Genomic DNA, 25,841 nt, shown 5'->3' on the forward strand with positions numbered 1-25,841 from the left:
GGCCCGGCCTGGAGGCGCGGATCACCGCAGCCCGAGCGCCCACCTGGTGCGCGCCTCCCGTCCGACCGTCCCCGACCACCCCGGAAGAGGTGCCGGCATGACCCGCAGGACCTGGATCCCCATCACCGCCGCAGCGGCGGTCGTCGTCGCCGTCGGCGTCGCCCTCGTCGCCGTCCGTCCGTGGAGCGACGCCGTGCCGCAGGCAGGAGCGACCTCGAGCGTGACCTCGTCGCCCGCCCCGGACGTCGACCGCAGCGCCGCCGAGCTGCGGCAGGACTTCCTCGACGACTACGTGCAGGACGGCCGGGTCGTCCGCACCGACCAGGGCGGCGACACCGTCAGCGAGGGGCAGGCCTACGGTCTGCTCATCGCCTACGCGGACGACGACCGTGCGACCTTCGGCGACATCTGGTCGTGGACGAAGCGGCACCTGGTGACCGACGACGACCTGCTCGCGTGGCGGTGGACGCCGGAGGACGGGGTCGTCGACGGCCAGTCCGCGAGCGATGCCGACCTCGACGCCGCCCGGGCACTCTTGCTCGCCGGCGACCGGTGGGGCGACGAGCGGTACACCGCCGCGGGCAGGGCCATGGCGTCGGCGATCCTCGAGCACGAGACGGCGGAGACCGACCTCGGGACGATCCTGCTGCCGGGGCCGTGGGCGGACACCGAGCCGTACCGGTACGACGCGTCCTACGCGTCACCCGCCGCGTTCCGGATCCTGGAACGGGCGACCGGAGACCGCCGCTGGGCGGAGCTCACCGAGGGCTCCCGTGCGGCGACCGCCGCCGTGCTCGACGTCAGCGACCTGCCGAGCGACTGGTCCCAGGTGCACGCCGACGGCACGGTCGAACCGATGCCCGCGAACGGCGACCAGGGCAGCGTCGTCTACGGGTGGGACGCGATGCGGCTGCCGCTGCGCTACGCCGAGGCGTGCTCGGCCGAGGACCGCACGCTCGCCGGGTCGATCGCGCCGACCCTGCGCCGGAGCACCGAGCTCGCAGCCCAGCTCGACCTGGGCGGCACGGCCGTGACCGGGGACACCAGCGCGCTCGCCTACGCCGCACGGGCAGCGGCCGAGCACGCGGCCGGCTCGTCGTCGGCGGCGTCGGCCGACCTGCGGCGGATGGACCGGACCTCGGCGACCACCCCGACCTACTACGGCGACGCGTGGGCAGCGCTCGGCGCGACCATGCTCACGTCGGACGTCCTCGGTGGCTGCGCGACCGACGCGGGAGGCGCCTCGTGACCGGGCGTCGGACCGCGACCGGACCGAGCCGGTGGTGGTCCGGCCGCCGCGGCGTGCTCGTCGGTGGAGCGGTGGCGGCGGTCCTCGTCGGCGGCGGCATCGCCGGGGTGGCCGTCGCCACCACGGGGACCGACGCCGCGGGGACCCGGACGGCGGCGACCAGCAGCCCGTCCGCGAGGACGGACCCGGGTGCGGCGGCGAACGGCTCCGGGGCCGGCGACACGTCGGGCTTCCAGGACCCGGCGGCACCGGCCGCGCGCTCGACCGCCACGCCGGTGCGGGTGGAGATCCCGGCGATCGGTGTGTCCTCGGGCCTCGAGGACCTCGGCCGCGGTGCCGCTGGGGAGCTCGACCCGCCGGAGGACTGGGACAGCGCGGGCTGGTTCGCCGACGGCATCGTGCCGGGGCAGGTCGGGCCGGCCGTGATCGCCGGGCACGTCGACAGCCCGACGAGCGCAGCCGTCTTCTTCCGGCTCGACGAACTCGTGGCCGGGGACGAGATCCACGTGGCGATGTCCGACGGCACGACCCGCACCTTCACGGTCGACCGTTCGGAGCGCGCCGCGAAGTCGGCCTTCCCGACGAGCGACGTGTACGGCAGCGCACCGACCCCGCAGCTCCGGCTGATCACGTGCGACGGTACGTTCGACACCGCGACCGGGCACTACACGGACAATCTGATCGTGTTCGCAGACCTGACGTCGGGCTGACGCAGGGCGACCCGATACCCTTCGATGCGAACCGCGAGGAGCACCATGAGCACGTCCCTGGTCATCATCCCGACCTACGACGAGGCGGAGAACGTCCGCCCGATCGTCGCCCGCACCCTGGCCGCGACCGACGACAGCGTCCACGTGCTCGTCGTCGACGACAACTCCCCGGACGGCACCGGCGACATCGCGGACGAGATCGCGCGCGAGACCGACCGGGTCCACGTGATGCACCGGACGGTGAAGGACGGGCTCGGCGGCGCGTACCTCGCGGGGTTCGCCTGGGGCCTCGAACACGGCTACGACAAGCTCGTCGAGATGGACGCGGACGGCTCGCACCACCCGGAGTACCTCCCGTGGATGCTCGAGCTCGCCGACTCGAACGACCTCGTGCTCGGCTCCCGCTGGATCAAGGGCGGCGAGGTCGAGAACTGGCCGTGGTACCGCGAACTGCTGTCCCGCGGCGGGAACCTCTACACGCGGATGGCGCTCGGCATCGCGGTGCGTGACGCGACCGGCGGCTTCCGGGTGTTCACGTCGAAGGCGTTCGAGCGGATCGACCTGGCCGGGGTCGCGTCGAAGGGGTACTGCTTCCAGGTCGACCTGTGCTGGCGTGCGCTCGAGGCCGGGTTGCGGGTCGTCGAGACGCCGATCGCCTTCACCGAGCGTGAGTTCGGCGTCTCGAAGATGAGCGGCAACATCGTGCGCGAGAGCCTGACGCTCGTGACGAAGTGGGGCATCGACCGGCGGGTGCGCGAGGTGCGCTCCGTCGTGAAGGACCACCGCCGACTGCCCTCGGTGCGCAAGAACGCGCACGCGGTCGGAGACCAGTCCGCCTGACCTGCAACGGCCCGGAACCGGTGCCGGTGACGGCCCGGTACCGGTGCCGGTACTGCCGCGCCGTGCCCGGCCGGTGTCGTGGCCACTCTGCTCCGCGGAAGCAACAGTCCCCCGTGGGGGTTCCACGGGGGACTGTCGCTCACGCAGATCGGTCAGGGGACGTCCGTCAGCGCAGGACCACCACGCCGCGCGACGCGAACCGGACCACACCGGCGTCGACGCTCGCCTCACCGAAGCGGTAGAGCTCCTCACCGGTCGCGTCCGGGACGGACACCTCGGCAGCGTCGTCGGCGAAGTTCACCACGACGTGCACCGGCGCCGCGTCGGGCCCGAGCAGACCGCGGGTCAGCACGAGCCAGCGGTCGTCCCCGTCGAAGCGGACGGCGTTCGCCTCGTAGCGGTGGTCGACGAAGGCCTGCTCGGTGCGGCGCAGCGCGACGAGCACGCGGTAGGCCCGGAGGATCCGCGCACCCCGCTCCGAGGTGACGTCGGCCCAGTCGAGCTTCGAGTTCGAGAACGTCGTCGGGTCCTGCGGGTCCGGGACGACCGATTCGTCCCAGCCGTGCTCCGCGAACTCGGCGATCCGACCCTTCGCCGTGATCTCGCCCAACGCCTTCTCCGGGTGGGAGGTGAAGAACTGCCACGGCGTGGTCGCGGCGAACTCCTCGCCCATGAACAGCATCGGCGTGAACGGGCCGAGCAGCGTCAGCGCCGCAGCGATGACGAGCGACTCGTCGTCGAGGGACGCCGCGAGCCGGTCGCCCGCGGCGCGGTTGCCGATCTGGTCGTGGTTCTGGTTCGCGACGACCAGCGCCGTCGCGGGCGACGTCCCGCGGTCGATCGGTCGACCGTGCCGCTTCCCGCGGAACGACGACCAGGTGCCGTCGTGGAAGAACCCGTGCTCCAGGACCTTCGCCAGCGCCGAGAGCGGTGCGAAGTCGGCGTAGTAGCCGTTCGTCTCGCCGGTGAGCGCCACGTGGACGGCGTGGTGGAAGTCGTCCGACCACTGTCCGGTCAGGCCGTACCCGGAGGCCTCCTGCGGACGGAACATGACCGGGTCGTTGAGGTCCGACTCGGCGATGAGCGAGAGCGGGCGCCCGACGAACTCCGAGTACGACTCGGTCTCGGAGGCCATGACCTGCAGCACGTGCGGGCGCGTGGTGTCCCGGATCGCGTGCACCGCGTCGAGCCGGAGTCCGTCGACGTGGTGGTCGCGGAACCACATCCGCACGTTGTCCAGCACGTACCGGCGGACCTCGGGGTGCTCGACGTTGACCGAGTCGCCCCAGGTGTTCCCGAGCCCCTGCAGCAGGTACGGACCGTACAGCGGCAGGTAGTTCCCGCTCGGGCCGAGGTGGTTGTAGACGACGTCCTGGATGACCCCGAGGCCCAGCGCGTGGGCGGTGTCGACGAAGCGGTCGTAGGCGTCGGGACCGCCGTAGGGGTGGTGCACGGCGAACCAGCCGACCCCGTCGTAGCCCCAGTTCCACTCGCCGTTGACGGCGTTGACGGGGAGCAGCTCGACGAACTCCACGCCGAGCTCGACGAGGTGGTCGAGCTTCGCGGCCGCAGCGTCGAGGGTGCCCTCGGGCGTGTAGGTGCCGATGTGCATCTCGTAGATCACACCGCCGCGGGCGGGACGGCCCGTCCAGGCCTCGTCGGTCCACGCGAAGCGCTCCGGGTCCACGACCTCGGACGTGCCGTGCACCCCGTCCGGCTGGTACCGGCTGCGGGGGTCCGGGCGGACGTCCTCGTCGTCGTCGATACGGAAGCCGTAGCGCGCGCCGACGACCGGGGCGACCTCGTCGGTGCTCCACCAGTCGTCGTCACCGCGGGTCAGGGCGTACTCGACGTCGTCGACGACCAGGCGCACGCGCTCGGGGTTCGGCGCCCAGACGGCGTAGCGGGCGGGAACGGTCATGCGTGACCCTCCAGGATCTCGATCTCGGCCTGCTGGTCGGAGACGGCGGTGCCGTCCGACCCGGAGGCCGCGGGGGTGGTCGTCGACGTGGACGAGGAGGCAGCGGCCGCCCCGGCGTCGGCGAGGTCGGCGGGCACGAGGAGCGCAACCGGCAGGTCCGTGAGCAGCTCGGCGAGCGCGATGCCGCGGGACGCGGGGAACCGTCGACCGGTGAGCAGGTCGACCCGGTCGAGCGGCACCGGGTGCACCAGGGTGTCGCCCCAGCCCCCGACCCGCTCGAGTCCGACGGGCAGGCGTGTCGCGACGGTCACGGCACCGCCACGGTCGAACGCCAGGACGTGGTCGGCGGCGCTGCCCGTGGCCTCGAGCCCCAGGTAGCGGGTGAACAGCTCGGGGTGGTCGCGGCGCAGGCGCAGGGCCCGGCTGACGACGAGGGTCTTCACGGCACCGTCGAGTCCGACGGCCGGCAGCCGCTCGGGGCCGTCGTCCTCGGGGCCGTCGAGCCCGGCGAGCACGTGCCGGAGCTCGGCGTAGTCGACCGGTCGGCGGTTGTCGGGGTCGACGAGCGACCGGTCCCAGCCCTCGGTGCCCTGGTAGACGTCCGGCACGCCGGGCATCGTCAGCTGCACGAGCTTCTGGGCCAGCCCGTTCGACCACCCGGCAGCGTTGATGACCTGGTCGAGCTCGTCGAGCACGGCCACGACCTGCGGATCGTCGAACGACGCGTCGACGAGCGCGTGCATCTGCTCCTCGAACGCCTCGTCCGGCTCGGTCCACGTCGTGCTGTCGCCGGCCTCGCGCGACGCCTTCTCGGCGTAGGCGTGCAGGCGATCGCGGCTCGCAGGACGTGCACCGACGATGGCCTGCCACAACAGGTCCGCCATCACGGCGTCGTCGAGCGGGGCCAGGGATCGCAGCCGCGCGAGCGCGTCGGCCCACTCGGAGCCGAGCTCGGCGAGCACGCTGATGCGCGCACGGGTGTCCTCGCTGCGCTTCGTGTCGTGCGTGGTGAGCGTCGTCATGGTGTGCGGCCAGCTGCCCTGGCGGTCGCGCTGGGCCTGGTGGAAGTCCTCCACCGAGACGGCGAACAGGCTCGGGTCTGCGCCGACCTCGCTCAGGGTGGTCAGGCGCGACGTGCGGTAGAACGCGGTGTCCTCGACGCCCTTCGCCATCACCATGCCCGACGTCTGCTGCAGCCGGACGGCCGCGGCGTGACCGGGGTCGACGAGCGCCGGTGCGATGCGGTCGATCACGTCGTCGAGGTCCGGGCGGGCCTCGGCGGCGCGTTCGAGGGCGTCGATGAGGTGGTGGACGCCCTCGGGCAGGTACGTCCGGTAGACCTCGAAGGACGCGACGATCTCGGCGACGGCGTCGACGACGCGGTCCTCGGGCACGTCGGGTGCCACGGGGGCGAGGAGCCGTGCGAGCCGGCGGACCTCGCTGCCGAGGATGCCGTCGGCGATCCCGCGCCGGGTGTCGTGCGTGAGCTGCTGCCAGTCGGCGGGCTCGGCACCGGACGCGGCGGTGAGCGCCGGTTCACCCGCGGGGTCGACGAAGACACGGTCGACCACGGCGAGGGCGTCGTAGCCGGTGGTGCCGTCGACCGGCCACGACGACGGGAGCTGCTCGCCGGGCTCGAGGATCTTCTCGACGAGCGTGTACGCGCCGCCGGTGAGGTCGTGCAGGTCCTGCAGGTACCCGGCGGGGTCGTACAGGCCGTCCGGGTGGTCGATGCGCAGGCCGTCCACGAGCCCGTCGCGGAACCAGCCGCCGATCGTAGCGTGGGACGAGGCGAACACCTCGGGCTCCTCGACGCGGATCGCCGCGAGGGTGTTGACCGCGAAGAAGCGACGGTAGTTGAGGTCGTGGTCAGCGCGCTTCCAGTGCACGAACTCGTAGTGCTGACGGGCGTGCACGGCTGCGACGTCGTCACCGTCCTGCACGGTCCCCTCGGCCGTCGGGTAGGCGGTCTCGCCGACGTACAGCCGGCCGTCCCGCAGCTCGACCGCGTCGAGCAGCCGGTCGTCGAGCACCGGGATCCGGATGCGCCCGTCCCCGGCCTGCCAGTCCACGTCGAAGGCCCACGCGACGGGGGAGCCCTGTCCGGACTCGAGCAGGGACCACCACCACGGGTTCGCCTCGGGGGTGGCGACGCCGACGTGGTTCGGCACGATGTCGACGAGGACGCCCAGCCCGGCGGCGTGCGCGGCCTCGGCGAGGGCTCGGAGCGCGGCGTCGCCGCCCCGCTCGGTGTCGACGTGCGAGTGGTCGACGACGTCGTAGCCGTGCTGCGACCCGGGCTCGGCCTGCAGCACGGGGGAGAGGTAGACCCAGTCGGCACCGAGGGTGCGGATGTGGTCGACCACGCCCTGGGCGGCGTCGAGGTCGAAGTCTGCGGTGACCTGCAGCCGGTAGGTGGACGTGGGGACGCGGCGAGCGCTCACGCGTTGGCTCCTGTGGGATCGGGTTCGGGTTCGGTGTCAGGGGAGTCGGGGTCGGCGTCGGTCTCGCTGACCGGGTCCGTTGCGGACGTGCCCTCGGCCGACGCCGTGGGCTGTTCCGCCCCGGACGGAGCAGCGTCGGACGGTTCCGCGCCGGACGGTGCAGCGTCGGACGGTTCCGCCCCGGTCGGTTCCGGGTCGGTGGCGGACGCCGCCGTCGACGCCGCGGGGTTGGTCGGGGTTGACTGCCGCCCGCCCTCGACCGACTCCACCTGCGTGGTGGTGACCTCGTGGTCGGGCTCGGCGCGGAGCACGATCATCGAGCGCGCCGGCACGTCGAGCGGGGTCCCGGCGTCGAGGACCGTCTCGCGGGCGCCGGGTTCGGCCGTGTCGATCCGGACGGTCCACCCGGGCGAGTACTCCTCGGGCGGCAGGGTGAAGGTCACGACGTCGTCGTGTGCGTTGTAGTACGTCAGGAACGCCACGTCGGTCACACGTTCGCCCCAGCGGTCGCGGCCGCGGATGCCCTCGCCGTTCAGGTACATGCCGACGCTCTTGCCGAAGCCGGAGTCCCAGTCCTCGGGGTCCATCGCGTCGCCGGACGGGGTCAGCCACACGACGTCGGGCAGTGGCTCGCCCTCGCCCCGGCGCACCGGACGACCGTTGAAGTACCGGGTGCGGCGGAAGGTCGGGTGGTCGTGCCGGAGCTTCACGACGTCGGCGGTGAACTGCACGAGTTCGTCGTCGGCGTGCTCCCAGTCGATCCAGCTGATCGCGGAGTCCTGCGCGTACACGTTGTTGTTGCCGTGCTGGGTGCGGCCGAGCTCGTCGCCGTGGGCGATCATCGGCACGCCCTGGCTGAGCAGCAGGGTGGCGAGGAAGTTCCGCCGGCGCTGCAGTCGGAGCGCGGCGACCTCCGGGTCGTCCGTCGGCCCCTCGACGCCGGAGTTCCACGACCGGTTGTGGCTCTCGCCGTCGTTGTTGTCCTCGCCGTTGGCGTCGTTGTGCTTCTCGTTGTACGCGACCAGGTCGTACAGCGTGAAGCCGTCGTGGGCGGTGATGAAGTTGATGCTCGCCTTGGGCGTCCGGCCGTCGTGCTCGTACAGGTCGGCCGACCCGGAGATGCGCGAGGCGAACTCGCCGAGCGTCGAGGGCTCGCCCCGCCAGAAGTCACGCACGGTGTCGCGGTACTTGCCGTTCCACTCGGACCACTGCGGCGGGAAGTTGCCGACCTGGTACCCGCCGGGCCCGACGTCCCACGGCTCAGCGATGAGCTTGACCTGGGACACGATCGGGTCCTGCTGGACCAGTTCGAAGAAGGCCGCGAGCCGGTCGACCTCGTAGAACTCGCGGGCCAGGGCCGCGGCGAGGTCGAAGCGGAACCCGTCGACGTGCATCTCGGTGACCCAGTACCGCAGCGAGTCCATGATGAGCTGCAGCGAGTGCGGGTGCCCGACGTTGAGCGAGTTCCCGGTGCCCGTGGTGTCCATGTAGTACCGCTTGTCGTCCTCGACCAGGCGGTAGTACGCCGCGTTGTCGATGCCGCGGAAGGACAGCGTCGGCCCGAGGTGGTTGCCCTCTGCCGTGTGGTTGTAGACGACGTCGAGGACGACCTCGATGCCGGCACGGTGGAGCTCGCGCACCATCGCCTTGAACTCCTGCACCTGCTGCCCGCGGTCGCCGGACGACGAGTAGTGCGAGTGCGGCGCGAAGAAGCCGATCGTGTTGTAGCCCCAGTAGTTCGACAGCCCCTTCTCCTGCAGCGTGGAGTCGTTGACGAACTGGTGCACCGGCATGAGCTCGAGCGTCGTGATCCCCAGGCGCTTGAGGTGCTCGATGACCGCCGGGTGCGCGACACCGGCGTAGGTGCCCCGTTGCTCCTCGGGCACGTCGGGGTGCGTCTCGGTGAGGCCCTTGACGTGCGCCTCGTAGATCACCGTCTCGCCGTAGGGGACCCGGGGAGCCCGGTCACCCTGCCAATCGAAGAACGGGTTGATGACGACGCCCTTCATCATGTGGGACGCCGAGTCCTGGTCGTCGGTCGAGTCCGGGTCGCCGAACGTGTACGAGAACAGCGCCTGGTCCCAGTCGATGTCCCCGCTGGTCGCCTTGGCGTACGGGTCGAGGAGCAGCTTGTGCGGGTTGCCGCGCAGTCCGTTCGCCGGGTCGTACGGGGCGTGCACGCGGAAGCCGTACTCCTGCCCCGGGGCGACGTTCGGCAGGTAGGCGTGCCAGACGTGTGCGTCCACCTCGACCAGGTCGACGCACTCCTCGTTCCCCGCGTCGTCGAAGAGGCACAGTTCCACGCGGTCGGCGACCTCGCTGAACAGGGCGAAGTTCGTGCCGCTGCCGTCGTAGGTCGCCCCGAGGGGGTACGGGTTGCCGGGCCAGGTGTGCAAACAGTCCTCCAGGTGTGGGTTCCGCCACGGTATCGGCGCGGGCCGTCCGCGTCCGCAGACAAGCCCCAGGGGTGGACGGCCGCAGGTGCTCGCCGGCCTGTGGAGGAACCGCCGAGTAGCCTCGCGCGCATGGCCAACATCGTGAGTCAGATCGCAGACAAGGTGCGCCCCGTGGGCGTCTCGACCAACTACGGCGAACCGGTCGAGGTCGGGGACCAGACCCTCATCCCGGTGTCCATCGGCTGGTTCGGCTTCGGCGCCGGTGGGGACGACGAGAACGGCGGCGGCGGTGGCGGCGGGGCGTCGATCCCCGTCGGTGCCTACGTGCGTCGCCCGGGGCAGGACCTGCAGTTCGAGCCGAACCTGATCTCGCTGCTCGCGGTGAGCATCCCCACCATCTGGGTGACCGGCAAGGCCCTGAGCAAGGTGATCCGCGCCCTCAAGAAGTGACCCACCGGACGGGAGGCCCGTGGCGAGGCCGCCACGGGCCTCCCGTCCGTCACGCGGTCGCGACCGCGTCTAGACTGCTGCCACACACACGGGAGTCCGGGACCGCCGGGCTGAGAGGGAGCGAACGGCGCTCCGACCGTCGAACCTGATCCGGGTCATGCCGGCGCAGGGAGGAGTCAGCAACCATGCCTGCAACCACGCAGTCCGCAGCACCGTCCACCACCGTCAGGCGCTCGTTGCGCTGGCGGGTCGTCGACATCGTCGTCGCGAGCGTCCTCGCCGTCGCGATCGGTGTCGTCTTCAAGCTCTGGGAGTTCGGCTACGAGCCGATCAGCGCCGTCGCAGCCCTGGTCCTCCCCGGCACCCAGGCACTCTTCGGCGGGGTCTGGTTGCTCGCCGGGCCGCTCGTCGCCATCGTCGTCCGGAAGCCCGGGGCCGCGCTCTACGCCGAGATGGTCGCCGCCAGCGTCGAGGCACTGCTCGGTACCCAGTGGGGGTGGCTGACGCTCGAGGCCGGTCTCGTGCAGGGCCTCGGGGCCGAGGTCGTGCTCGCACTGTTCCTCTACCGGGCCTACCGGCTGCCGGTCGTCGTGCTCGCCGGTGCCGCCGCGGGGCTCGCCCTCGGCATCAACGACACCGTGCTCTGGTACCCGGGGCTCGACGCGGCGTTCAAGACCGTCTACGTCGTGTCCGCCGTGGTGTCCGGAGCCGTGATCGCCGGGCTCGGTTCGTGGCTGCTCGTGCGGGCGCTCGCCGCGACCGGCGTACTGTCCTCGTTCGCCGCAGGGCGTGAGCACGCCCGACGGACGCACGCGACCACCCCGCAGGAGTCGTCCGCCCCGACCGGCGCGACCGTTCCGCTCGACGGCGCGCAGTCCGGCACCGCGACGCCCGCTGCCGAGCAGGCCGAGCGCGGGTCCCGCGCCGCCCGGTGACGGCCGTGTCGTCCTCGGGGGCGGCGCGGATCGCCTTCCGTGACTGGGGCTGGCGGTACGCCGGGCGCGACGCGTGGGCGGTGCGCGGTCTCGACCTCGTCGTCGAGCCGGGTGAGCGCGTTGCGGTCGTCGGCCCCTCGGGCGCCGGCAAGTCGACGGTGCTCCGCGCGGTCGCAGCGGTGCTGGCGGACGAGCCGGACCCCGACGACGACACCGCCGCAGCCGTGCAGGGCTCGGTCCTGGTCGACGGCGCCGACCCCCGCGCGGTCCGCGGGCGCGTCGGCCTCGTCATGCAGGATCCCGAGGCCCACACGGTGATGTCGCGCATCGGCGACGACGTGGCCTTCGGATGCGAGAACACCGGCGTCCCGCGGGCCGAGACGTGGGAACGCGTCCGGCACGCGCTCGGGGTCGTCGGCCTCGACCTGCCGCTCGACCGGTCCACGAGCCGGCTCTCCGGCGGGCAGCGGCAGCGTCTGGCGCTCGCGGGCGTGCTCGCGATGCGGCCCGGCGTGCTCGTGCTCGACGAACCCTGCGCGAACCTCGACCCCGAGGGCGTGGCGCAGGTCCACGACGCCGTGCGGGCGCTGCTCGACACCAGCGGTGCGACGATGCTCGTGGTCGAGCACCGGATCGGCACCTGGCTCGACCTGGTCGATCGACTCGTGCTCCTCGAACCCGGGGGCGGGGTCGTCGCGGACGGGACCCCCGCGTCGGTGCTCGCCGAGCACGGTCCGGCGCTGACGGCGGCCGGCGTGTGGGTGCCCGGTGCCGAGCCGGCGCGGGGATCGTCCCGGGCCGGCGGCGGACGTCCGGTCGCGCCGTCGACCGGTGCCGGACGTCCGGTCGCGCCGTCGACCGAGCGAGCGGGCGGATCAGCACCGGGAGCACCGGTGGCCGGGGGCGCCTTCCGCCCGCGCGACGATGAGACGGCGCTGCTCGAGGCGCGGGGACTCGCGACGGCGCGCGGGGGCATCCTCGGACGTGCCGGCGGGGCCCGTGTCGGCAGCGGCATCGACCTCGGGATCCGTCGCGGTCGGGTCCTCGCGGTCACCGGTCCGAACGGCGTCGGCAAGTCGACGCTCGGCCTCACCCTCGCCGGGCTCCTGCGGCCGTCCGGAGGGACACTCCTCGCGACGCCCGACCTGGCCGGGGAGGCCGGTGACGCTCCGATCCGGTGGACGAGCCGGCAGCTCGCGGCCCGGATCGGGTCGGTGTTCCAGGACCCCGGACACCAGTTCGTGGCGCGCAGTGTCCGCGAGGAGCTCGGTGCCGGACCGCGCGCGCTCGGGCTGTCGGACGCCGACGCGCGGGTGGAGGAACTCCTCGACGCGTTCGGGCTCCGGCACCTCGCCGACGCCAACCCCTTCACGCTGTCCGGCGGTGAGCAGCGGCGGCTCGCGATCGGTGCCGTCGTCGCCTCGCGGCCGCCCGTGGTCGTGCTGGACGAACCGACCTCGGGCCAGGACCGTGCGACCTGGCAGGCCGTGGTCGACCTGCTCGGGGCGCTGGCGGACGCGGGGACGGCGCTCGTCGTGGTGACGCACGACCGTGACCTCGTCCGTGCGCTCGACGCCGACGAGGTCGTGCTCGCCGCCGACGGTGCGAGGGCCGTGCCGCCGGCCGGAACCGCCGTGCCGCCGGCCGGAACCGCCGTCCCGCCGGACGGACGCAGTGGCCCCTCGGCCGGACCCGGCGCTCCGTCGGCCGGACCGGACGCCCCGTCGACCGGACCCGGCGGACCCCGACCGACCACGGAGGTGCACCGGTGACCGCCCCGACGACCCGCGCCGGTGCGGGCGGTCGAGCCGAGCCTCCCGGCCGGACGCGTCGCGGTGTCGCCGGCGTCCAACCCGTCGCCGCGATGCTCGGCGTGCTCGCACTCGGCCTGTGCCTCGTGACGAGTCTCGACGTCGTCTCCGCGGCCGTCGCGCTCGCGCTGGAGCTGCTGCTCCTCCCGGTGCTCCGGATCCCGCCGCGGACCCTGTTGCTGCGGGCGTCACCGGTGCTCGTCGCCGTGCCCCTGACGGCGCTGAGCATCGCGCTGTACGGGCGGCCCTCCGGGCGGGAGTGGTTCGACCTCGGCTTCGTCCACGTCACCGACGGGTCGCTGACGCTCGCGCTGGCGACCGCGCTGCGGGTCCTCGCGGTCGGGCTGCCGGCCGTCGTGCTCTTCGTCGGGGTCGACCCGACCGACCTGGCCGACGGGCTCGCACAGCTGCTGCGGCTGCCGGCCCGCTTCGTGCTCGGGGCCCTGGCCGCGGTGCGGATGACGACCCTGCTCGGCGAGGACTGGCGCCAGCTCGCCATGGCACGCCGCGCACGGGGGCTCGCCGACCACGGGCGACTGCGGCGCGGAGCGTCGATGGCCTTCGCGCTGCTCGTGCTCGCACTCCGCCGGGCGACCACGCTGGCGGTGGCGATGGAGTCGCGCGGCTTCGGCGCTCCCGGTCCCCGGACGTGGGCGCGGCAGGCGCGGTTCGCGGGACCGGAGTGGGCGATGGTCGCCGTGCTGGTGGGGATCGGTGTCGCGTCGATCGGGGTGGCCGTGGCTGCGGGGACGTGGCGTGCCTGAGCGCGCGCGGCCGGACGCGATCGCCTCGGGTGCGGTCGCCGGGGGAGCGGTGCCGGACGTGACCGACGGAGGTGCGCGGCCGGACGTGACCGCCGGGGGAGCGGCACCGGACGCGGCGCTCGTCGAGGGGATCGCCGCGGCCGCGGCCGGCGCTGCTGCCGCCACCGGACGACGGCTCGTCGTGCTGGTCGACGGGCGCTCGGGCACCGGGAAGACCACGCTGGGCGACGCCGTGGCGGCACGGCTCGGCGCACGGGTCGTGCACCTCGACGACGTCTACCCCGGGTGGGACGGCCTGCGCGCGGCCGCCGACGCGGTCGTGTCCGACGTGCTCGGGACACCGTCGGGGTACCGGCGCTGGGACTGGGAGCGGTCCGAGCCGGCGGAGTGGGTGTCGATCGAGTCGCACGTGCCGCTGGTGGTCGAGGGGTGCGGGGCGCTCTCCCGGGGGTCCGCTCCACATGCGACCCTCCGGGTGTGGCTCGAGGCGGACGACGACGTCCGACGCGACCGGGCGATCGGCCGCGACGGCGAGGTGTTCGCCCGCGAGTGGGAGCGCTGGGCTGCCCAGGAGCGTGCCTTCATCGCCGCCGAGGCGCCCGCGGAGCTCGCGGACCTGGTGCTCAGGACGTGATCGGTGTGGTCGCCGGCGAGACCCGGGCTGACCGGCGTCCCTCGCGGCCCGGAGCCCGAGCCCCGTCGCTCAGCCCGAGACTGGCCCACCGGCACCGGCACCGGCACCGGCACCGGCACCGGCACCGGCACCGGCACCGGCACCGGCCGCCCGGGCGTCCGCCCGCCGCGCGTCGCGCACCGGGTCGACCGCGAACACCGCGGCCACGACCGACAGCACCGCGTACACGCCGAGGTACGCGCACAGGATCCACGGCGAGCCCCCGCCCACCTCGACGAACACCGCCGCGAGCAACGGCGTCAGTCCCACCGAGAAGATCGACCCGATCTGGTACCCGAGGCTCATGCCCGAGTAGCGCCGCCCGGTCGGGAACTGCTCCGCGAACCACGCCGCCTGCGGACCGTAGATGCTGTCGTGGAACACGCTCATGCCGATCAACGCCACGAGCGGCAGCAGCACCAGGGGCCCAGCGTCGAGGAACGCGAAGAACGGCCAGATCAGCACGCCGATCCCGATCGCCGACCCGATCGCGAGCGGCCGGCGCCCGACCCGGTCGGACAGCCACCCCCAGAACGGCGTCGACACGAGCGACACCGCCGAGATCACGAGCACCGCCTGGAGCCCGGCCGCCGAGCCCTCCTCGCCGCGCTTCGCCCCGAGGTACGTCAGCGAGTACGTCGTCAGGATCGAGTAGAGCGCCGGCTGGACGAGCCGCAGTCCTGCGGTGACGAGGATCGACCGCGGGTGCCGACGGACCGCCTGCCACACCGGGAACCGTTCGACACCGCCGGACGCGCGCAGCGTCTGGAACACCGGGGCGTCCTGCACGCCGAGCCGGATGACGAGTCCGACCGCGACGATGACCGCGGAGAACAGGAACGGCAGGCGCCACCCCCAGGCCAGGAACGCCTCGTTGCCGAGCAGGGTCCGTACGAGCGTGAAAACCCCGGTCGCCAGCAGCATGCCGCCGGCGGACCCCATCTGCGTGAACGCCCCGAACAGTCCCCGGTGCCGCGCCGGCGCGTGCTCGACCGACAGCAGCGCCGACCCGCCCCACTCCGCGCCGGCTGCGACGCCCTGGAGCAGTCGCAGCACCACGAGTGCGACCACCGCGCCGACCCCGATCGTCGCCGCCGAGGGGATCACCCCGATGAGCGTCGACGCGATGCCCATCAGCACGAGGGACGCCACGAGCAGCTTCTTCCGCCCGATCCGGTCGCCCAGGTGCCCCGCCACGATGCCGCCGAGCGGCCGTGCGACGAAGCCGACACCGTAGGTCGCGAAGGACGCGATCACACCGACGGCCGGCGTGACGGACGGGAAGAACGTCGGGGCGAACACGAGCGCCGAGGCCGTCGCGTACAGGTAGAAGTCGTAGTACTCGACGGTCGTCCCGACGAACGACGCGAGCGCGACGCGACGTCGGGTCGCGTTCGTGGACGGAGACGGGGGACGGACGGGAGGCGCGGCTGCGGTCGTCTGGGTCGGCATGCCTCAGGAGCATGGTCGCCGCCCGGCCGCCGCGGAACCGCGCCCGTAACGCGAGGTCACGTCATGACCGTCGGCGCTGGCTCCCCGGACACCATGGGGGGCATGAGCGATGCACCGACCCGTCCGCTGCGCTTCGCGGCCTTCGTCATGAACACGACGTCGCACATCCAGCACGGCCTCTGGCGGCACCCGGACGCCCGGCAGGCGGACTTCGACGACGTCACACTGTGGACCGACCTCGCCCGGACGCTCGAGCGCGGGAAGTTCGACGCGATGTTCTTCGCGGACGTCGTCGGCACGTACGGCCCCGCCCGCGGCGACTACGCGACGAACCTCCGCGAGGGGCTGCAGATCCCCTCGAACGACCCGTCCGTGCTGCTCTCCGCGCTCGCCGTGTCGACCGAGCACCTCGGCCTGGCGTTCACCTCGAGCGTCATCCAGGCGCACCCGTTCGACTTCGCCCGCAAGGTGTCGACGCTCGACCACATCACCCGCGGCCGCATCGGGTGGAACGTCGTGACGAGCGCCCTCGACAGCGCCGCCCGGAACTTCGGCGCCGACCGGCTCGAGGAGCACGACGAGCGCTACGCCTGGGCCGAGGAGTACCTCGAGGTCTGCGCCAAGCTGTGGGAGGGGTCGTGGGAGGACGGCGCCGTGCTCAAGGACCCGGTGCGCGGCTACGCGGACCCGGAGCTGGTGCACCGCATCGACCACCACGGCAAGCGGTACGACGTGCAGGGGCCGCACCTCAGCGCGCCCTCGCCCCAGCGGACGCCCGTGTTGTTCCAGGCCGGGTCCTCGCCGGCCGGCCGGGCCTTCGCCGCGCGGAACGCCGAGGCGCAGTTCATCCTCACCTCGAACCGGGACGCCACCGAGCAGCTGATCCGCGAGACCCGAGACCTCGCCGCCGCCGTCGGCCGACGCCGCGAGGACATCGCGTTCTTCCTCGGCCTGACCTTCGTCACGGGATCCACCGAGGCCGAGGCGAAGGCGAAGGAAGCGGAGATCGACGAGTACCTGGCCGCCGACGGCTTCCTCGTGCACTCGAACCTCGGCTTCGACCCGGACACCGGCGAGCCGCTCGACCCGGCGACGCCGCTGTCCGAGGTCCGGACCCAGGCCGGGCAGTCGCACCTGCAGTGGCTCCGCGAGGCCGCCGGCGACCGCGAGCCGACCATCGCCGACCTCGCCCGGCTCTCCGCCAAGCTCCGCGCCCGGGTCGTCGGGACGCCCGAGCAGATCGCGGACGAACTCGCCGCGTGGCAGCGGGTCGGGGTCGACGGCGTGAACGTCATCAACTGGACGCTGCCCGGCTCGTACGAGGAGTTCGTCGACCACATCGCGCCGACCCTGCAGGAGCGCGGACTCATGCAGTCGGAGTACCGGGAGGGCACCCTCCGCGAGAAGCTCTTCGGCCACGCGCAGCTGCCCGACTCGCACCCGGCGAGGCGGTGGCGCGGCGCGTTCTCCGGCGGCGCGGCCGGGACCGGTGCGGACGAGGCGCGCGACGCCGTGGAGGTGACCGCATGACGGACGTGACGACGAGCGCCGGGGGTGCGCCGGGCCTCCCGAGCGACCGTCCGGACGACGTGCCAGCGAGCGCCGGGGGTGCGCCGTGCCTCCCGGCCGACCGTCTCGCAGTCCTGCGTGCGCGCTTCGCGCCGGTCGTCGAGGCGATCCGCGAGGGCGCGGTCGCGCGCGAGCTGGCGTCCGGCACCCCTGGCGACCGCGACCTCCCGCACGCCGAGGTGCGCGCGCTGGCGGACGCGGGCTTCGGGCGGCTGCGCGTGCCCGAGGAACGCGGTGGCTTCGGCGTGACGCTCGTCGAGCTCGCGAACCTGGTGGCGGACCTCGCGGCGGCGGACTCGAACATCGCGCACCTGTGGCGGGGACACTTCGGGTACACGGAGCTCGTGCTCCTGCGTCCGGACTCGCCCGCTCGGGACGAGTGGCTCCAGCGCATCGTCGACGGGGCGATCGTGGGGAACGCGACCTCGGAGCGGACCGGCACGACGCTGGCGGACATCTCGACGACCGTCGCTCCCGACGACTCCGGCACGTGGCGGCTCGACGGGCGGAAGTTCTACTCGACCGGCACGCTCTACGCCGACTGGATCTACCTGGCGGCCGACCGCGACGGCGAGCGGGTGACCTTCGCCGTGCCGACCGGTGCACCGGGTGTGACCGGCGTCGACGACTGGGACGGCTTCGGGCAGCGCCTCACCGCTTCGGGGACGACCGTCTTCGACGGCGTCGCGGTCGACCCGGCGGTGGTCTCGGCCTACCGGGACGCGCCGCTCTCGCACATCCAGGCCTTCTACCAGCTGTACCTGCTGGCGGTCCTCGCCGGGATCGGACAGGCCGTCGTCGACGACGCCGTGGCGTTCGTCCGGCCGCGGACCCGCACGTACATCCACGCGAACGCCGCCGTACCGGGGGAGGACCCGCAGGTGCTGGCCGTGCTCGGACGGCTGTCGGCGGGGGCGTTCACCGCGCGGTCGCTCGTCGTCGCCGCGGCAGGGCTGCTCGACGGGGTCGTGGCGACGAACGAGCCCGGGGTGGGCGTCGACCACGCACTGCTCGACGCCGCCGAGAACGCCGTCTACCAGGCGCAGGTCGAGGTCGGGCCGCGCGTGCTGCAGGCGGCCACGGAGTTGTTCGAGGTCGGTGGGGCCTCGGCGGCCGACCGGACGCGGGCGCTCGACCGGCACTGGAGGAACGCCCGGGTGGTGGCGTCGCACAACCCTGCCGTCTACAAGGAGCGACTCGTGGGGGAGTACGTGCTGCACGGGCGGGGGCCGGTGGACGCGTGGGAGGTACCACGAGGTGGGGCCGACGCGGTTCTGAGGGCGCCGCGCGCGCGCCGCGCGCGGCGCGTGCCGCCAGCGCGAGTCTCGGCCCCGCGGACACGTTCGCGTCTTCGGAGCCGCGAAACCGTCCGCCAGCGCGAGTCTCGGCTCAGCGGGAGCCGGAGCCGACAGCCGGCAGCGGGGCGCCTCTACGCCCAGCCGAGCTCGTGCAACCGAGCGTCGTCGATGCCGTAGAAGTGCCCGATCTCGTGGACGAGCGTGGTGTGCACCTCGTCCCGGAGATCCTCGACGGTGTCGCACTCCTCGAGGTGCTGCTTCCGGAACACCACGATCCGGTCGGGGAGCTCACCGAACCCGTACTGCCCGCGCTCGGTCGCAGCGACCCCGTCGTAGTACCCGAACAGGTCGGAGCCGTCCTCCGGCTCGTCCTCGACGACGAACACCACGTTGTCCAGCCCGTCGACCATCTCGTCGGGCAGCCGGTCGAGCTCGTCGGTCACGAGCTGCTCGAACTCGTCGGCGGACATCTCCATCACGAGGCCGATCGTGACACATCCGCCTGGACGGCAGCGAGCGATCACCCCGCTGCGCCGCCGGTGCTCCCGTCCTGTGGGGGCAGGACCCCTGCGCTCACGAGCGCGTCTTCCAGGGCCGGGGCGACGTCCTCGGCTGCTTCGAACGTCGCGTGCGTCCCGTCGAACGAGACGGCGCGATCATCGATGACCGCCGGACACCGGCCACCAGCACACCAGAGGGCCGTCGGATCGATGTAGGGGATGTGACTGCGCCTGGCTGCGTCCTGATCCGCCGAGATCGACGGGCGCCACCGCTGCGTCGTGCCCGTGCAGGCTTCCGGGCCGATCAGGGCACTTCCGCAGTCGTCCCACTTCGGACCGGGGACGTTGGGGCCCACGATTGCGACTGATCCGACCGCGGCGCGCACTTCGTCGATCCTGGCGATCACGCCTGCGGCCCGATCGCTCTCCGGAACATCCGTGCCGTGCAACTGCAGGGGGCCCAGGACGTTCATCACGACGAGGACATCCGGTGACGCCTGAGCGATGTGCGCCACTACCTCCTCACGGGCCTTCGAACAGTCGGTGTCGCCGTGCGCGAGTTCCAGCGTGCTGAACGGACAGCCGTACCGCGCGCCTGCGATCAGCTTCCATCCAGATCGGTGTTCAGTCATCCAGCGGAATGCTGGTGTGAGGAACTCCGCGGTCGAGTCGCCCACGATCATCAGTGACCTCGAGCCGTCGCCGAGCGTGCACTGCTCCACCGTGTGGTTCTGCCCTGGCTCGGCGCACCGAGCGACCTGCTCGAAGCGAGTGTCCTGCTCGAGCGCGGGAAGGTAGTCGTGACCACGCAATTCGTCGAGTTGAGGCTGCAGGGAATCGGGCCACGACCGGAGCGACAGACCTTGCTCGACAGCTCGTCGGCGCTCGGTCTTCACGGTTGCTGGTCCCGGCTCTGAAGGGTCGACCGCGCTCGGCTCCGGGGCGGGTGGAGCGGTCGCCTCGTACCGGGTGACGGCCGAGGCAGTCGTGACCGTGGCGATGATCGCGAGGGCGACAACGGCTCCGGCCGACTGCTCGAGCCTGGCCGACCTGTGCCCATGGGCGAGTGTCGGCTGCGACTTCGCTGAGCCCCTCCGTCGGATCGGTCGTTCGACGAAGGCATGGGACAGCACAGCTGCGGCGACCGCGATCGCGAGCGCGACCACCGGCTCCGTCCCGAGTACGGCCGGAGCGAGGACGAGGACCGGCCAGTGCCACATGTAGAGCGCGTAGCTCCGCTCTCCGACGAGGACGAGCGGCCGTGCGCCGAGCAGCTTCGTCACCATCGTGGGCGCACCGCAACCTGCAGCGATGATCATCGCGGTTCCCGCTGCCGGAGCGAGACCAGCGGGGAACGGAACACCGACGTCGGGTCGAATCAGGAGTGCGGAAGCCACCAGCAGGAGGAGACCGGACACTGCCATGACTGCGGTCCTTCGCGGCGCTCGTGCCGGTGCCGGCCCCAGCCCCTCGAGACGGTGCGCCACCAGCGCCAGTCCGACGCCGGTTCCGAGCTGCCACAAGCGTGTCACTGTCGAGTAGAACGCGAAGACAGGCTGCGGTGCCGTGGTCGCGACGGCTGCGGCAAAGGACGCGACCACCACGGCGGTGATGACGAACAGACCAAGCCGTCGTCGTCTGATGACGAGTAGGAGCGCCAGCGGGAGGAGGAAGTAGCACTGCTCTTCGACACCGAGGGACCACAGGTGACGGAAGGGCGACGGAGCCGATGCGCCGTCAAAGTAGCCAGCGTCACTGGTGATGAACCGCCAGTTGGCTGTGCCGAGGAGCCCGGCGAGTCCGTCGAACAGCGTCTGTTCCCGCCGCGAGCCGCGGAGGAACAGCGCGGAGACGGCCATGGTGAGGCCGACCACGAGGAGGGCGGTCGGCGCGAGACGTCGCGCCCGACGCCGGAAGAAGTCGATGATCCGGATCTGGCCGTGGGTCGCGCCCTCGTTCAGGAGCCCCCGTCCGACGACGAAACCGGAGATGACGAAGAACACATCAACCCCGAGGAAACCCCCGACCGGCGTTGCGAAGGTGTGTTCCAGTAGCACCATGAGGACCGCGATTCCCCGAAGCCCCTCGATGTCCGGCCGGCGCTTGTTCGCTGAGGTCATGTAGCGAGACTAGGCCGGGCTGGTACATCAGTTCCAGAAGGTGATATTCCACTGTGGAGAGATCGCAAAAAAGGACCGTCCCCGCGCTAACGGGGACGGTCCTACTGGGGTGAATAACGGGTCTCGAACCCGCGACCTCCTAGACCACAACCAGGCGCTCTACCAACTGAGCTATATCCACCATGTCCGAACCGGCTGACCGGCGCGACCACTCAATAGTAGTACATGCCGGAGGCCGCGACGACCACGCGTGTCGCTACTCCGCCGAGGGCTGCCCGAGCCGCGGCTCCCACTTCTCGACCACCTCGGCCGCGACGGCGCGGACGTCCTCGGTCGTCGGGCCGGGCTCCGGGATGAAGCCGGCGCGACGGTAGTACTCGAGCTCGCGGATCGACTCGAGGATGTCCGCGAGGGCGCGGTGGCCGCCGTGCTTCTCCGGCGCGTTGAAGTACACGCGCGGGAACCAGCGGCGGCAGAGTTCCTTGATGCTCGACACGTCGACGCTGCGGTAGTGCAGGTGCCCGTCGACGCGGGGCATGTACTTCGACAGGAAGGCGCGGTCCGTGCCGATCGTGTTGCCGGCCAGCGGCGCGCTGCCCTCGGCCGGGACGTGCTGGAGGATGTACTCGAGCACCTGGTACTCGGCGTCCGCCAGCGAGACACCGTCCGGGATCGCCTCGGCGAGGCCCGAAGTCGCGTGCATGTTCGTGACGAACTCGTTCATGTTGTCGAGCGCCGACTGGTCGGGCTTGATCACGATGTCGAACCCGGGGTGCACGGGGACGAGGTCGAAGTCCGTGACGACGACGGCCACCTCGACGAGTTGGTCGACCTCGACGTCGAGGCCGGTCATCTCGCAGTCGATCCAGACGAGGCGGTCGTTCGCAGTTGCCATGTCCTCGATCCTATTCCGCACGGGTGACGCTCCCGCGCCCGGTCCCGAGGCTGTGGAGCGATCCCGGTCAGCACCGTGCCGGCTCCGCTCGAGGCGACACCGGGACGTCGTGGCCGCACGGCTGCCCCTGGCCGAGCGGGCGGAACCCGCAGCCGCGAGACGACCCGTCTGCAGGATCCGCCCGCTCGCGGCGCGCGCGGTCCGGATCCAGGTGGGCCGTGCCTCCCGGTCGGTCCGTGAGCGGGCGGAACCGGCAGCCGCGATCCGGAACGGCGGCAGGATCCGCCCGCTCGCGGCGCGCGGTGCGGCTCGACGTGCACCGTGCCTCCCGGTCGATCCGTGAGTGGGCGGAACCCGCAGCCGCGATCCGGAACGGCGGCAGGATCCGCCCGCTGGCGACTGGGCCGTCCCTGCGCTGTCACGGCGCGCCTCCCGGTCGGCCGATCCAGGCGGGCGGGCGGAATCGTCGACCGGGCGATCATCACGGCGCGCCTTCCGCCCGCTCGCGTTCACGCGGCTGCCCTCACCACCGCTCTGGAGGCTCGACCCGCGTCCGACGATCTGCTCCGGCCCGTCCTCCGGTTGCCCAGCGGGCGGAACCGGTCGGGCGGACGGCGTCGGCCCGGCGCATCCTGCCCGCTCGCGCGGCTCGCGCGGCCTGCCGAGCGCACTCGGCCCCGAGGACCCTCCCAGCGCGCCCGACGGGTCCACCCCTGGATCTCCATCCACTCGCCCACGCGCGCCCGCACATGACGAACGGGCGAGACCCGCGACCGGACCGGAGTCCCGACCGCAGCCCTCGCCCGCAGCGAAGCGCACCGGGCGCGAGCAGGCTCACCGCCCACCCGCGCTCGCACCGAGCGCGAGCGGGCTCATCGCCCACCCGCGCTCGTGTCGACTCAGACCATCTCGCCCGCCGAGATCGCCTCTGCCTCGACACGCTCCGGCTCGGCCCCGTCGTCGACCCGCCGCAGCACCTTGGTGGTCAGCACCACGACCACGAACGCGACCGCCACCGAGACCCCGGCGAACACGTAGGCCGCCGACGGCGAGAACGAGTCGGCGAGCAGCGTCGCCACGGGCGGGGCGATCGCACCGCCGATGAAGCGCACCGCGGAGTACGCGCTCGATGCCACCGAGCGGGGGAGGTCCGTCGCCTCCATCACGCACTCGGTGAGCACCGTGTTGAGGACACCGAGCACGAGGCCGCCGATGACCACGCAGATGATGAGCCCGGCCTGCGAGGTCACGACGACCGCCGCGGCGAACAGGTCGAGGGCGAGGAGCGGCAGCGCGATCTTCAGCACGGTCGTGCGGCGCATGCGCGCGGTCAGCATCGGGGCGACCCACACGGAGGTGATCGCGAGCCCGACACCCCACCCGAAGAAGGTGAAACCGATGCCGAGTGCGCCGAAGCCGAGCGGGAACGGCGTGTACGCGAGCAGCACGAAGAAGCCGATGTTGTAGAAGAGCGCGGTCACCGCGAGGGCCGCGAGCGCCGGCTGTCCGAGGGCGCGGAACGGTGCCGAGAGCTTCGTCGGCGTGGGCTTCTCGAGTCCGGAGGTCTTGAGCAGCGCGACGACGGCGATGAACGCGATCGCCATCAGGGTGGTGACGCCGAAGAAGGGACCGCGCCAGCTCACCGACCCGAGCAGTCCGCCGACCAGGGGCCCGATGGCGATGCCGAGGCCGAGCGCTGCCTCGTAGAGGATGATCGCCGACGCCGTGCCGCCGGACGCTGCACCGACGATGGTCGCGAGTGCGGTGGAGATGAAGAGCGCGTTGCCCAGACCCCAACCGGCGCGGAAGCCGATGATGTTCCAGACGCTGCCCGAGGTCGCTGCGAGCACCGAGAAGACCACGATGAGCGCGAGCCCGATGAGCAGGGTGTTCTTCGCACCGATGCGGCTCGACACCCAGCTGGTGAAGAACATGGCGACGCCGGTGACGGCGAGGTAGCTCGTGAAGAGCAGTTCGGTCTGCGCGGCGGTGGCGTGCAGCGACGTCGCGATCGCGGGGAGGATCGGGTCGACCAGGCCGATGCCCATGAAGGCGACGACGCAGGCGAACGCGATCGCCCAGACGGCGGACGACTGCTTGAGGATGCTGCCGGACGCAGCGGGTGCGTGGGCGTTCACGCGTGGATCTCCGTTCTGGTGGGGTTCGTGGTGGTGCGCGAGGCGATGATGGCGGCGGCGTCGCGCAGGACGTCCCAGTCGTCGTCGTCGAGGTCGGCGAAGACCGGTCCGACGGAGTCGGCGATCGTCGCGCGCCAGGTGGCGAGCCGCTCGCGCCCCGCGTCGGTGAGCTCGATGAGCTGCCCGCGTGAGTCGTCGGGGTCGACGGTGCGCGAGAGCAGACCGTCGGTGAGCATGCCGGCGACGATCCGGGTCATCGTGGGCTGTGCCACACGGGACGCGGCGGCGAGCTCACCGAGGCGCAGCGGCTGCTCGGTCTCGAGGATGCCGAGCGTGCGCCAGACCGCGGCCGAGGTGGCGTCGCCGGAGGCCTGCGCCGCAGCACGGACCAAGCGGTTGACCGAGATGATCAGCGTCTCCAGCGCCTGCGCCCGTGATGCTTCCATGTCTGAACTATATAGCGGTGCTATACATTCGTCAACAGGGCGCTCCTGGTAGAAGGGACGCATGAGCGACATCACCATCCACGAGGGCGACGAGTACACCGCGATCTTCCACGGCGGTCCCTTCGACGGCACGACCGACACCCGCACCGCCACGAGCGACGCGGTCGACGACGAGGTCACGGTGTACGCGGACGTCGAGGGCCTGCAGACGGCCTTCGCCTACAAGGCCACCAAGACCCGTCAGGTGCTCGACCAGACCTCGGTCGAGTACGAGTACGACGCCGCGGACTCCGACCCGGTCGACGACCTGCAGGACCGCGGGGACCGCAGCGGCGAGTTCGACCGGGAGTAGATCGCGCGCCGCGCACGTTGCACCGTCCCGTGCAGCTCGATCTCTGGACCTCCGCCTTCTGCGCGCCGTGCGCTGCCGCCCGCCGTGTGAGCGGTGAGGCAGCGGCGCTCGTCCCCGGGCTCCGGGTCACCGAACGCGACGTCGCGGCACACCCTGACACTGCAGAGGACCTCGGCATCCGTTCGACCCCCACGATCATCGTGCGTCGGGACGACGGTGCCGAGGTCTTCCGTTCGCCGGGCGTCCCCTCGCGGGACCAGCTGCTGGTGGCGGTCGCGGAGGCGCTCTGAGCGGACCCGGTCGGGAGGCACGGGTCACGTCCGCCTCGTCAGGTCACCGTGGAGCCGTGCTCGGCCAGGAGGCGCGGTGCATGTCCGCCACGTCGGTCGCGCCGGCAGCGCGTGCCCTCACGCGAGCGGGCGTTCCCTGCTGACCGGCGGTGCCGCGCGGACCGGTTCCGCCCGCTCGGTGCGCCGGTCGTCCGGGCTGCCGGGCGTTTCCGCGCGGGCGGGCGTTCCCTGCTGACCGGCGGTGCTGCGCGGACCGGTTCCGCCCGCTCGGTGCGCCGGTCGTCCGGGCTGACCGGTGCGACCCCGGCGGGCGGGCTCTTCGTGCTCACCGGCGGCACGCGCCGCACCCCTTCCGCCCGCTCGGGACTAACGGAGCAGTCGGGCGCGATCGCCGAGCACCGGCCTCGTGCGTGGCAGTGCAGCGCCCCGACGACCGACGGCGGTAGAATCGTCGCCGCTCGCCTCCGTAGCTCAGTGGATAGAGCAGGTGGTTTCTACCCTCCGTGTCGCGGGTTCGATTCCTGCCGGGGGCACACGCGACGAGAGGCCGCCATCCGTCGGGATGGCGGCCTCTCGTCGAACGGGGGA

Annotated in this window: 21 protein-coding genes, 2 tRNA genes and 1 riboswitch; of the genes, 13 read left to right on the forward strand and 10 right to left on the reverse strand. The window is 72.4% G+C overall.

Translation table 11 applies throughout. The features are described from left to right. Nucleotides 1-97: 97 nt before the first annotated feature. Genes M3666_RS06025 through M3666_RS06035 form a run of 3 tightly spaced genes read left to right on the forward strand, consistent with a single transcriptional unit; the run spans nt 98 to nt 2,799 of the window. Entirely contained in the window at nt 98-1,249 is a 1,152-nt protein-coding gene (locus M3666_RS06025) for a glycosyl hydrolase family 8 (protein ID WP_251154747.1), read from the forward strand. Then, nucleotides 1,246-1,959, forward strand: coding sequence for a class F sortase (locus tag M3666_RS06030; protein ID WP_251154748.1), 714 nt, complete (start codon nt 1,246-1,248; stop codon nt 1,957-1,959). Before M3666_RS06025 ends, M3666_RS06030 begins: the two co-directional genes overlap by 4 nt. A gap of 45 nt (nt 1,960-2,004) precedes the next feature. Beyond that, nucleotides 2,005-2,799, forward strand: a complete 795-nt coding sequence (locus M3666_RS06035) for a polyprenol monophosphomannose synthase (protein WP_251154749.1) — start codon at nt 2,005-2,007, stop codon at nt 2,797-2,799. Nucleotides 2,800-2,965: 166 nt separating this feature from the next. Here the strand turns inward: M3666_RS06035 and treZ are convergent, their stop codons facing one another. Genes treZ through glgX form a run of 3 tightly spaced genes read right to left on the reverse strand, consistent with a single transcriptional unit; the run spans nt 2,966 to nt 9,560 of the window. Further along, nucleotides 2,966-4,720: a malto-oligosyltrehalose trehalohydrolase gene (treZ, locus tag M3666_RS06040; RefSeq protein WP_066653008.1), complete on the reverse strand. Its 1,755-nt coding sequence runs from the start codon at nt 4,718-4,720 to the stop codon at nt 2,966-2,968. Further along, a complete protein-coding gene (treY, locus tag M3666_RS06045) occupies nt 4,717-7,164 on the reverse strand; it encodes a malto-oligosyltrehalose synthase (protein WP_251154750.1) in 2,448 nt (815 codons plus the stop codon). Before treY ends, treZ begins: the two co-directional genes overlap by 4 nt. After that, the gene (glgX, locus tag M3666_RS06050) at nt 7,161-9,560 is read right to left on the reverse strand and encodes a glycogen debranching protein GlgX (protein ID WP_251154751.1); all 2,400 of its coding nucleotides are present in this window, start codon (nt 9,558-9,560) and stop codon (nt 7,161-7,163) included. The genes treY and glgX overlap by 4 nt, the downstream gene beginning before the upstream one ends. Before the next feature lie 129 nt (nt 9,561-9,689). Here glgX and M3666_RS06055 point away from each other — a divergent pair, with 129 nt between their 5' ends. The 5 genes from M3666_RS06055 to M3666_RS06075 all read left to right on the forward strand — a co-directional run bounded on the left by M3666_RS06055 (nt 9,690) and on the right by M3666_RS06075 (nt 14,154). Then, nucleotides 9,690-10,010, forward strand: coding sequence for a hypothetical protein (locus M3666_RS06055; protein WP_058727630.1), 321 nt, complete (start codon nt 9,690-9,692; stop codon nt 10,008-10,010). A gap of 78 nt (nt 10,011-10,088) precedes the next feature. Continuing rightward, a riboswitch (TPP riboswitch) is annotated at nt 10,089-10,200 on the forward strand. After that, nucleotides 10,196-10,945, forward strand: a complete 750-nt coding sequence (locus M3666_RS06060; RefSeq protein ID WP_308301832.1) for an ECF transporter S component — start codon at nt 10,196-10,198, stop codon at nt 10,943-10,945. It overlaps the preceding riboswitch by 5 nt. Nucleotides 10,946-10,950: 5 nt before the next feature. Then, the gene (locus tag M3666_RS06065; RefSeq protein WP_251154752.1) at nt 10,951-12,717 is read left to right on the forward strand and encodes an ATP-binding cassette domain-containing protein; all 1,767 of its coding nucleotides are present in this window, start codon (nt 10,951-10,953) and stop codon (nt 12,715-12,717) included. Then, nucleotides 12,714-13,520: an energy-coupling factor transporter transmembrane component T gene (locus M3666_RS06070; protein ID WP_308301833.1), complete on the forward strand. Its 807-nt coding sequence runs from the start codon at nt 12,714-12,716 to the stop codon at nt 13,518-13,520. Before M3666_RS06065 ends, M3666_RS06070 begins: the two co-directional genes overlap by 4 nt. After that, the gene (locus tag M3666_RS06075) at nt 13,513-14,154 is read left to right on the forward strand and encodes an ATP-binding protein (protein WP_251154753.1); all 642 of its coding nucleotides are present in this window, start codon (nt 13,513-13,515) and stop codon (nt 14,152-14,154) included. Before M3666_RS06070 ends, M3666_RS06075 begins: the two co-directional genes overlap by 8 nt. Nucleotides 14,155-14,223: 69 nt before the next feature. On the opposite strand, the gene M3666_RS06080 is transcribed toward M3666_RS06075, so the two are convergent. Then, the gene (locus tag M3666_RS06080) at nt 14,224-15,645 is read right to left on the reverse strand and encodes an MFS transporter (protein WP_251154754.1); all 1,422 of its coding nucleotides are present in this window, start codon (nt 15,643-15,645) and stop codon (nt 14,224-14,226) included. Between the two features lie 102 nt (nt 15,646-15,747). Between M3666_RS06080 and M3666_RS06085 the strand changes: the two genes are divergently transcribed. Continuing rightward, nucleotides 15,748-17,175: an LLM class flavin-dependent oxidoreductase gene (locus M3666_RS06085; RefSeq protein WP_066653028.1), complete on the forward strand. Its 1,428-nt coding sequence runs from the start codon at nt 15,748-15,750 to the stop codon at nt 17,173-17,175. Continuing rightward, nucleotides 17,172-18,689, forward strand: coding sequence for an acyl-CoA dehydrogenase family protein (locus M3666_RS06090; protein WP_251154755.1), 1,518 nt, complete (start codon nt 17,172-17,174; stop codon nt 18,687-18,689). Before M3666_RS06085 ends, M3666_RS06090 begins: the two co-directional genes overlap by 4 nt. On the opposite strand, the gene M3666_RS06095 is transcribed toward M3666_RS06090, so the two are convergent. The 6 genes from M3666_RS06095 to M3666_RS06120 form a co-directional block, all read right to left on the reverse strand. Then, nucleotides 18,644-18,988 (reverse strand): metallopeptidase family protein, encoded by a 345-nt coding sequence (locus M3666_RS06095; RefSeq protein ID WP_251154855.1) that lies wholly within the window; start codon nt 18,986-18,988, stop codon nt 18,644-18,646. The genes M3666_RS06090 and M3666_RS06095 overlap by 46 nt on opposite strands. Before the next feature lie 44 nt (nt 18,989-19,032). After that, nucleotides 19,033-21,132: an acyltransferase family protein gene (locus tag M3666_RS06100; protein WP_251154756.1), complete on the reverse strand. Its 2,100-nt coding sequence runs from the start codon at nt 21,130-21,132 to the stop codon at nt 19,033-19,035. Between the two features lie 105 nt (nt 21,133-21,237). Beyond that, nucleotides 21,238-21,313: transfer RNA gene (locus tag M3666_RS06105), tRNA-His, on the reverse strand. A gap of 75 nt (nt 21,314-21,388) precedes the next feature. Then, the gene (gene orn, locus M3666_RS06110) at nt 21,389-22,027 is read right to left on the reverse strand and encodes an oligoribonuclease (RefSeq protein ID WP_251154757.1); all 639 of its coding nucleotides are present in this window, start codon (nt 22,025-22,027) and stop codon (nt 21,389-21,391) included. A gap of 899 nt (nt 22,028-22,926) precedes the next feature. Next, nucleotides 22,927-24,165, reverse strand: coding sequence for an MFS transporter (locus tag M3666_RS06115; protein ID WP_251154758.1), 1,239 nt, complete (start codon nt 24,163-24,165; stop codon nt 22,927-22,929). After that, nucleotides 24,162-24,683 carry a MarR family winged helix-turn-helix transcriptional regulator gene (locus M3666_RS06120; protein ID WP_251154759.1) on the reverse strand — a complete coding sequence of 174 codons (522 nt, stop codon included), beginning with the start codon at nt 24,681-24,683 and terminating at the stop codon, nt 24,162-24,164. Before M3666_RS06120 ends, M3666_RS06115 begins: the two co-directional genes overlap by 4 nt. On the opposite strand from M3666_RS06120, the gene M3666_RS06125 reads away from it, so the two are divergent. From M3666_RS06125 to M3666_RS06135, 3 genes are all read left to right on the forward strand, one after another. After that, nucleotides 24,673-24,963, forward strand: a complete 291-nt coding sequence (locus M3666_RS06125) for a hypothetical protein (protein ID WP_066653044.1) — start codon at nt 24,673-24,675, stop codon at nt 24,961-24,963. The genes M3666_RS06120 and M3666_RS06125 overlap by 11 nt on opposite strands. A 29-nt stretch (nt 24,964-24,992) precedes the next feature. Further along, nucleotides 24,993-25,253 carry a thioredoxin family protein gene (locus M3666_RS06130; RefSeq protein WP_251154760.1) on the forward strand — a complete coding sequence of 87 codons (261 nt, stop codon included), beginning with the start codon at nt 24,993-24,995 and terminating at the stop codon, nt 25,251-25,253. Nucleotides 25,254-25,713: 460 nt separating this feature from the next. Then, nucleotides 25,714-25,786: transfer RNA gene (locus M3666_RS06135), tRNA-Arg, on the forward strand. The last annotated feature ends 55 nt before the right edge of the window (nt 25,787-25,841 follow it).

Source organism: Curtobacterium sp. ODYSSEY 48 V2 (assembly GCF_023712625.1).
In the GTDB taxonomy this organism is placed as follows: domain Bacteria; phylum Actinomycetota; class Actinomycetes; order Actinomycetales; family Microbacteriaceae; genus Curtobacterium.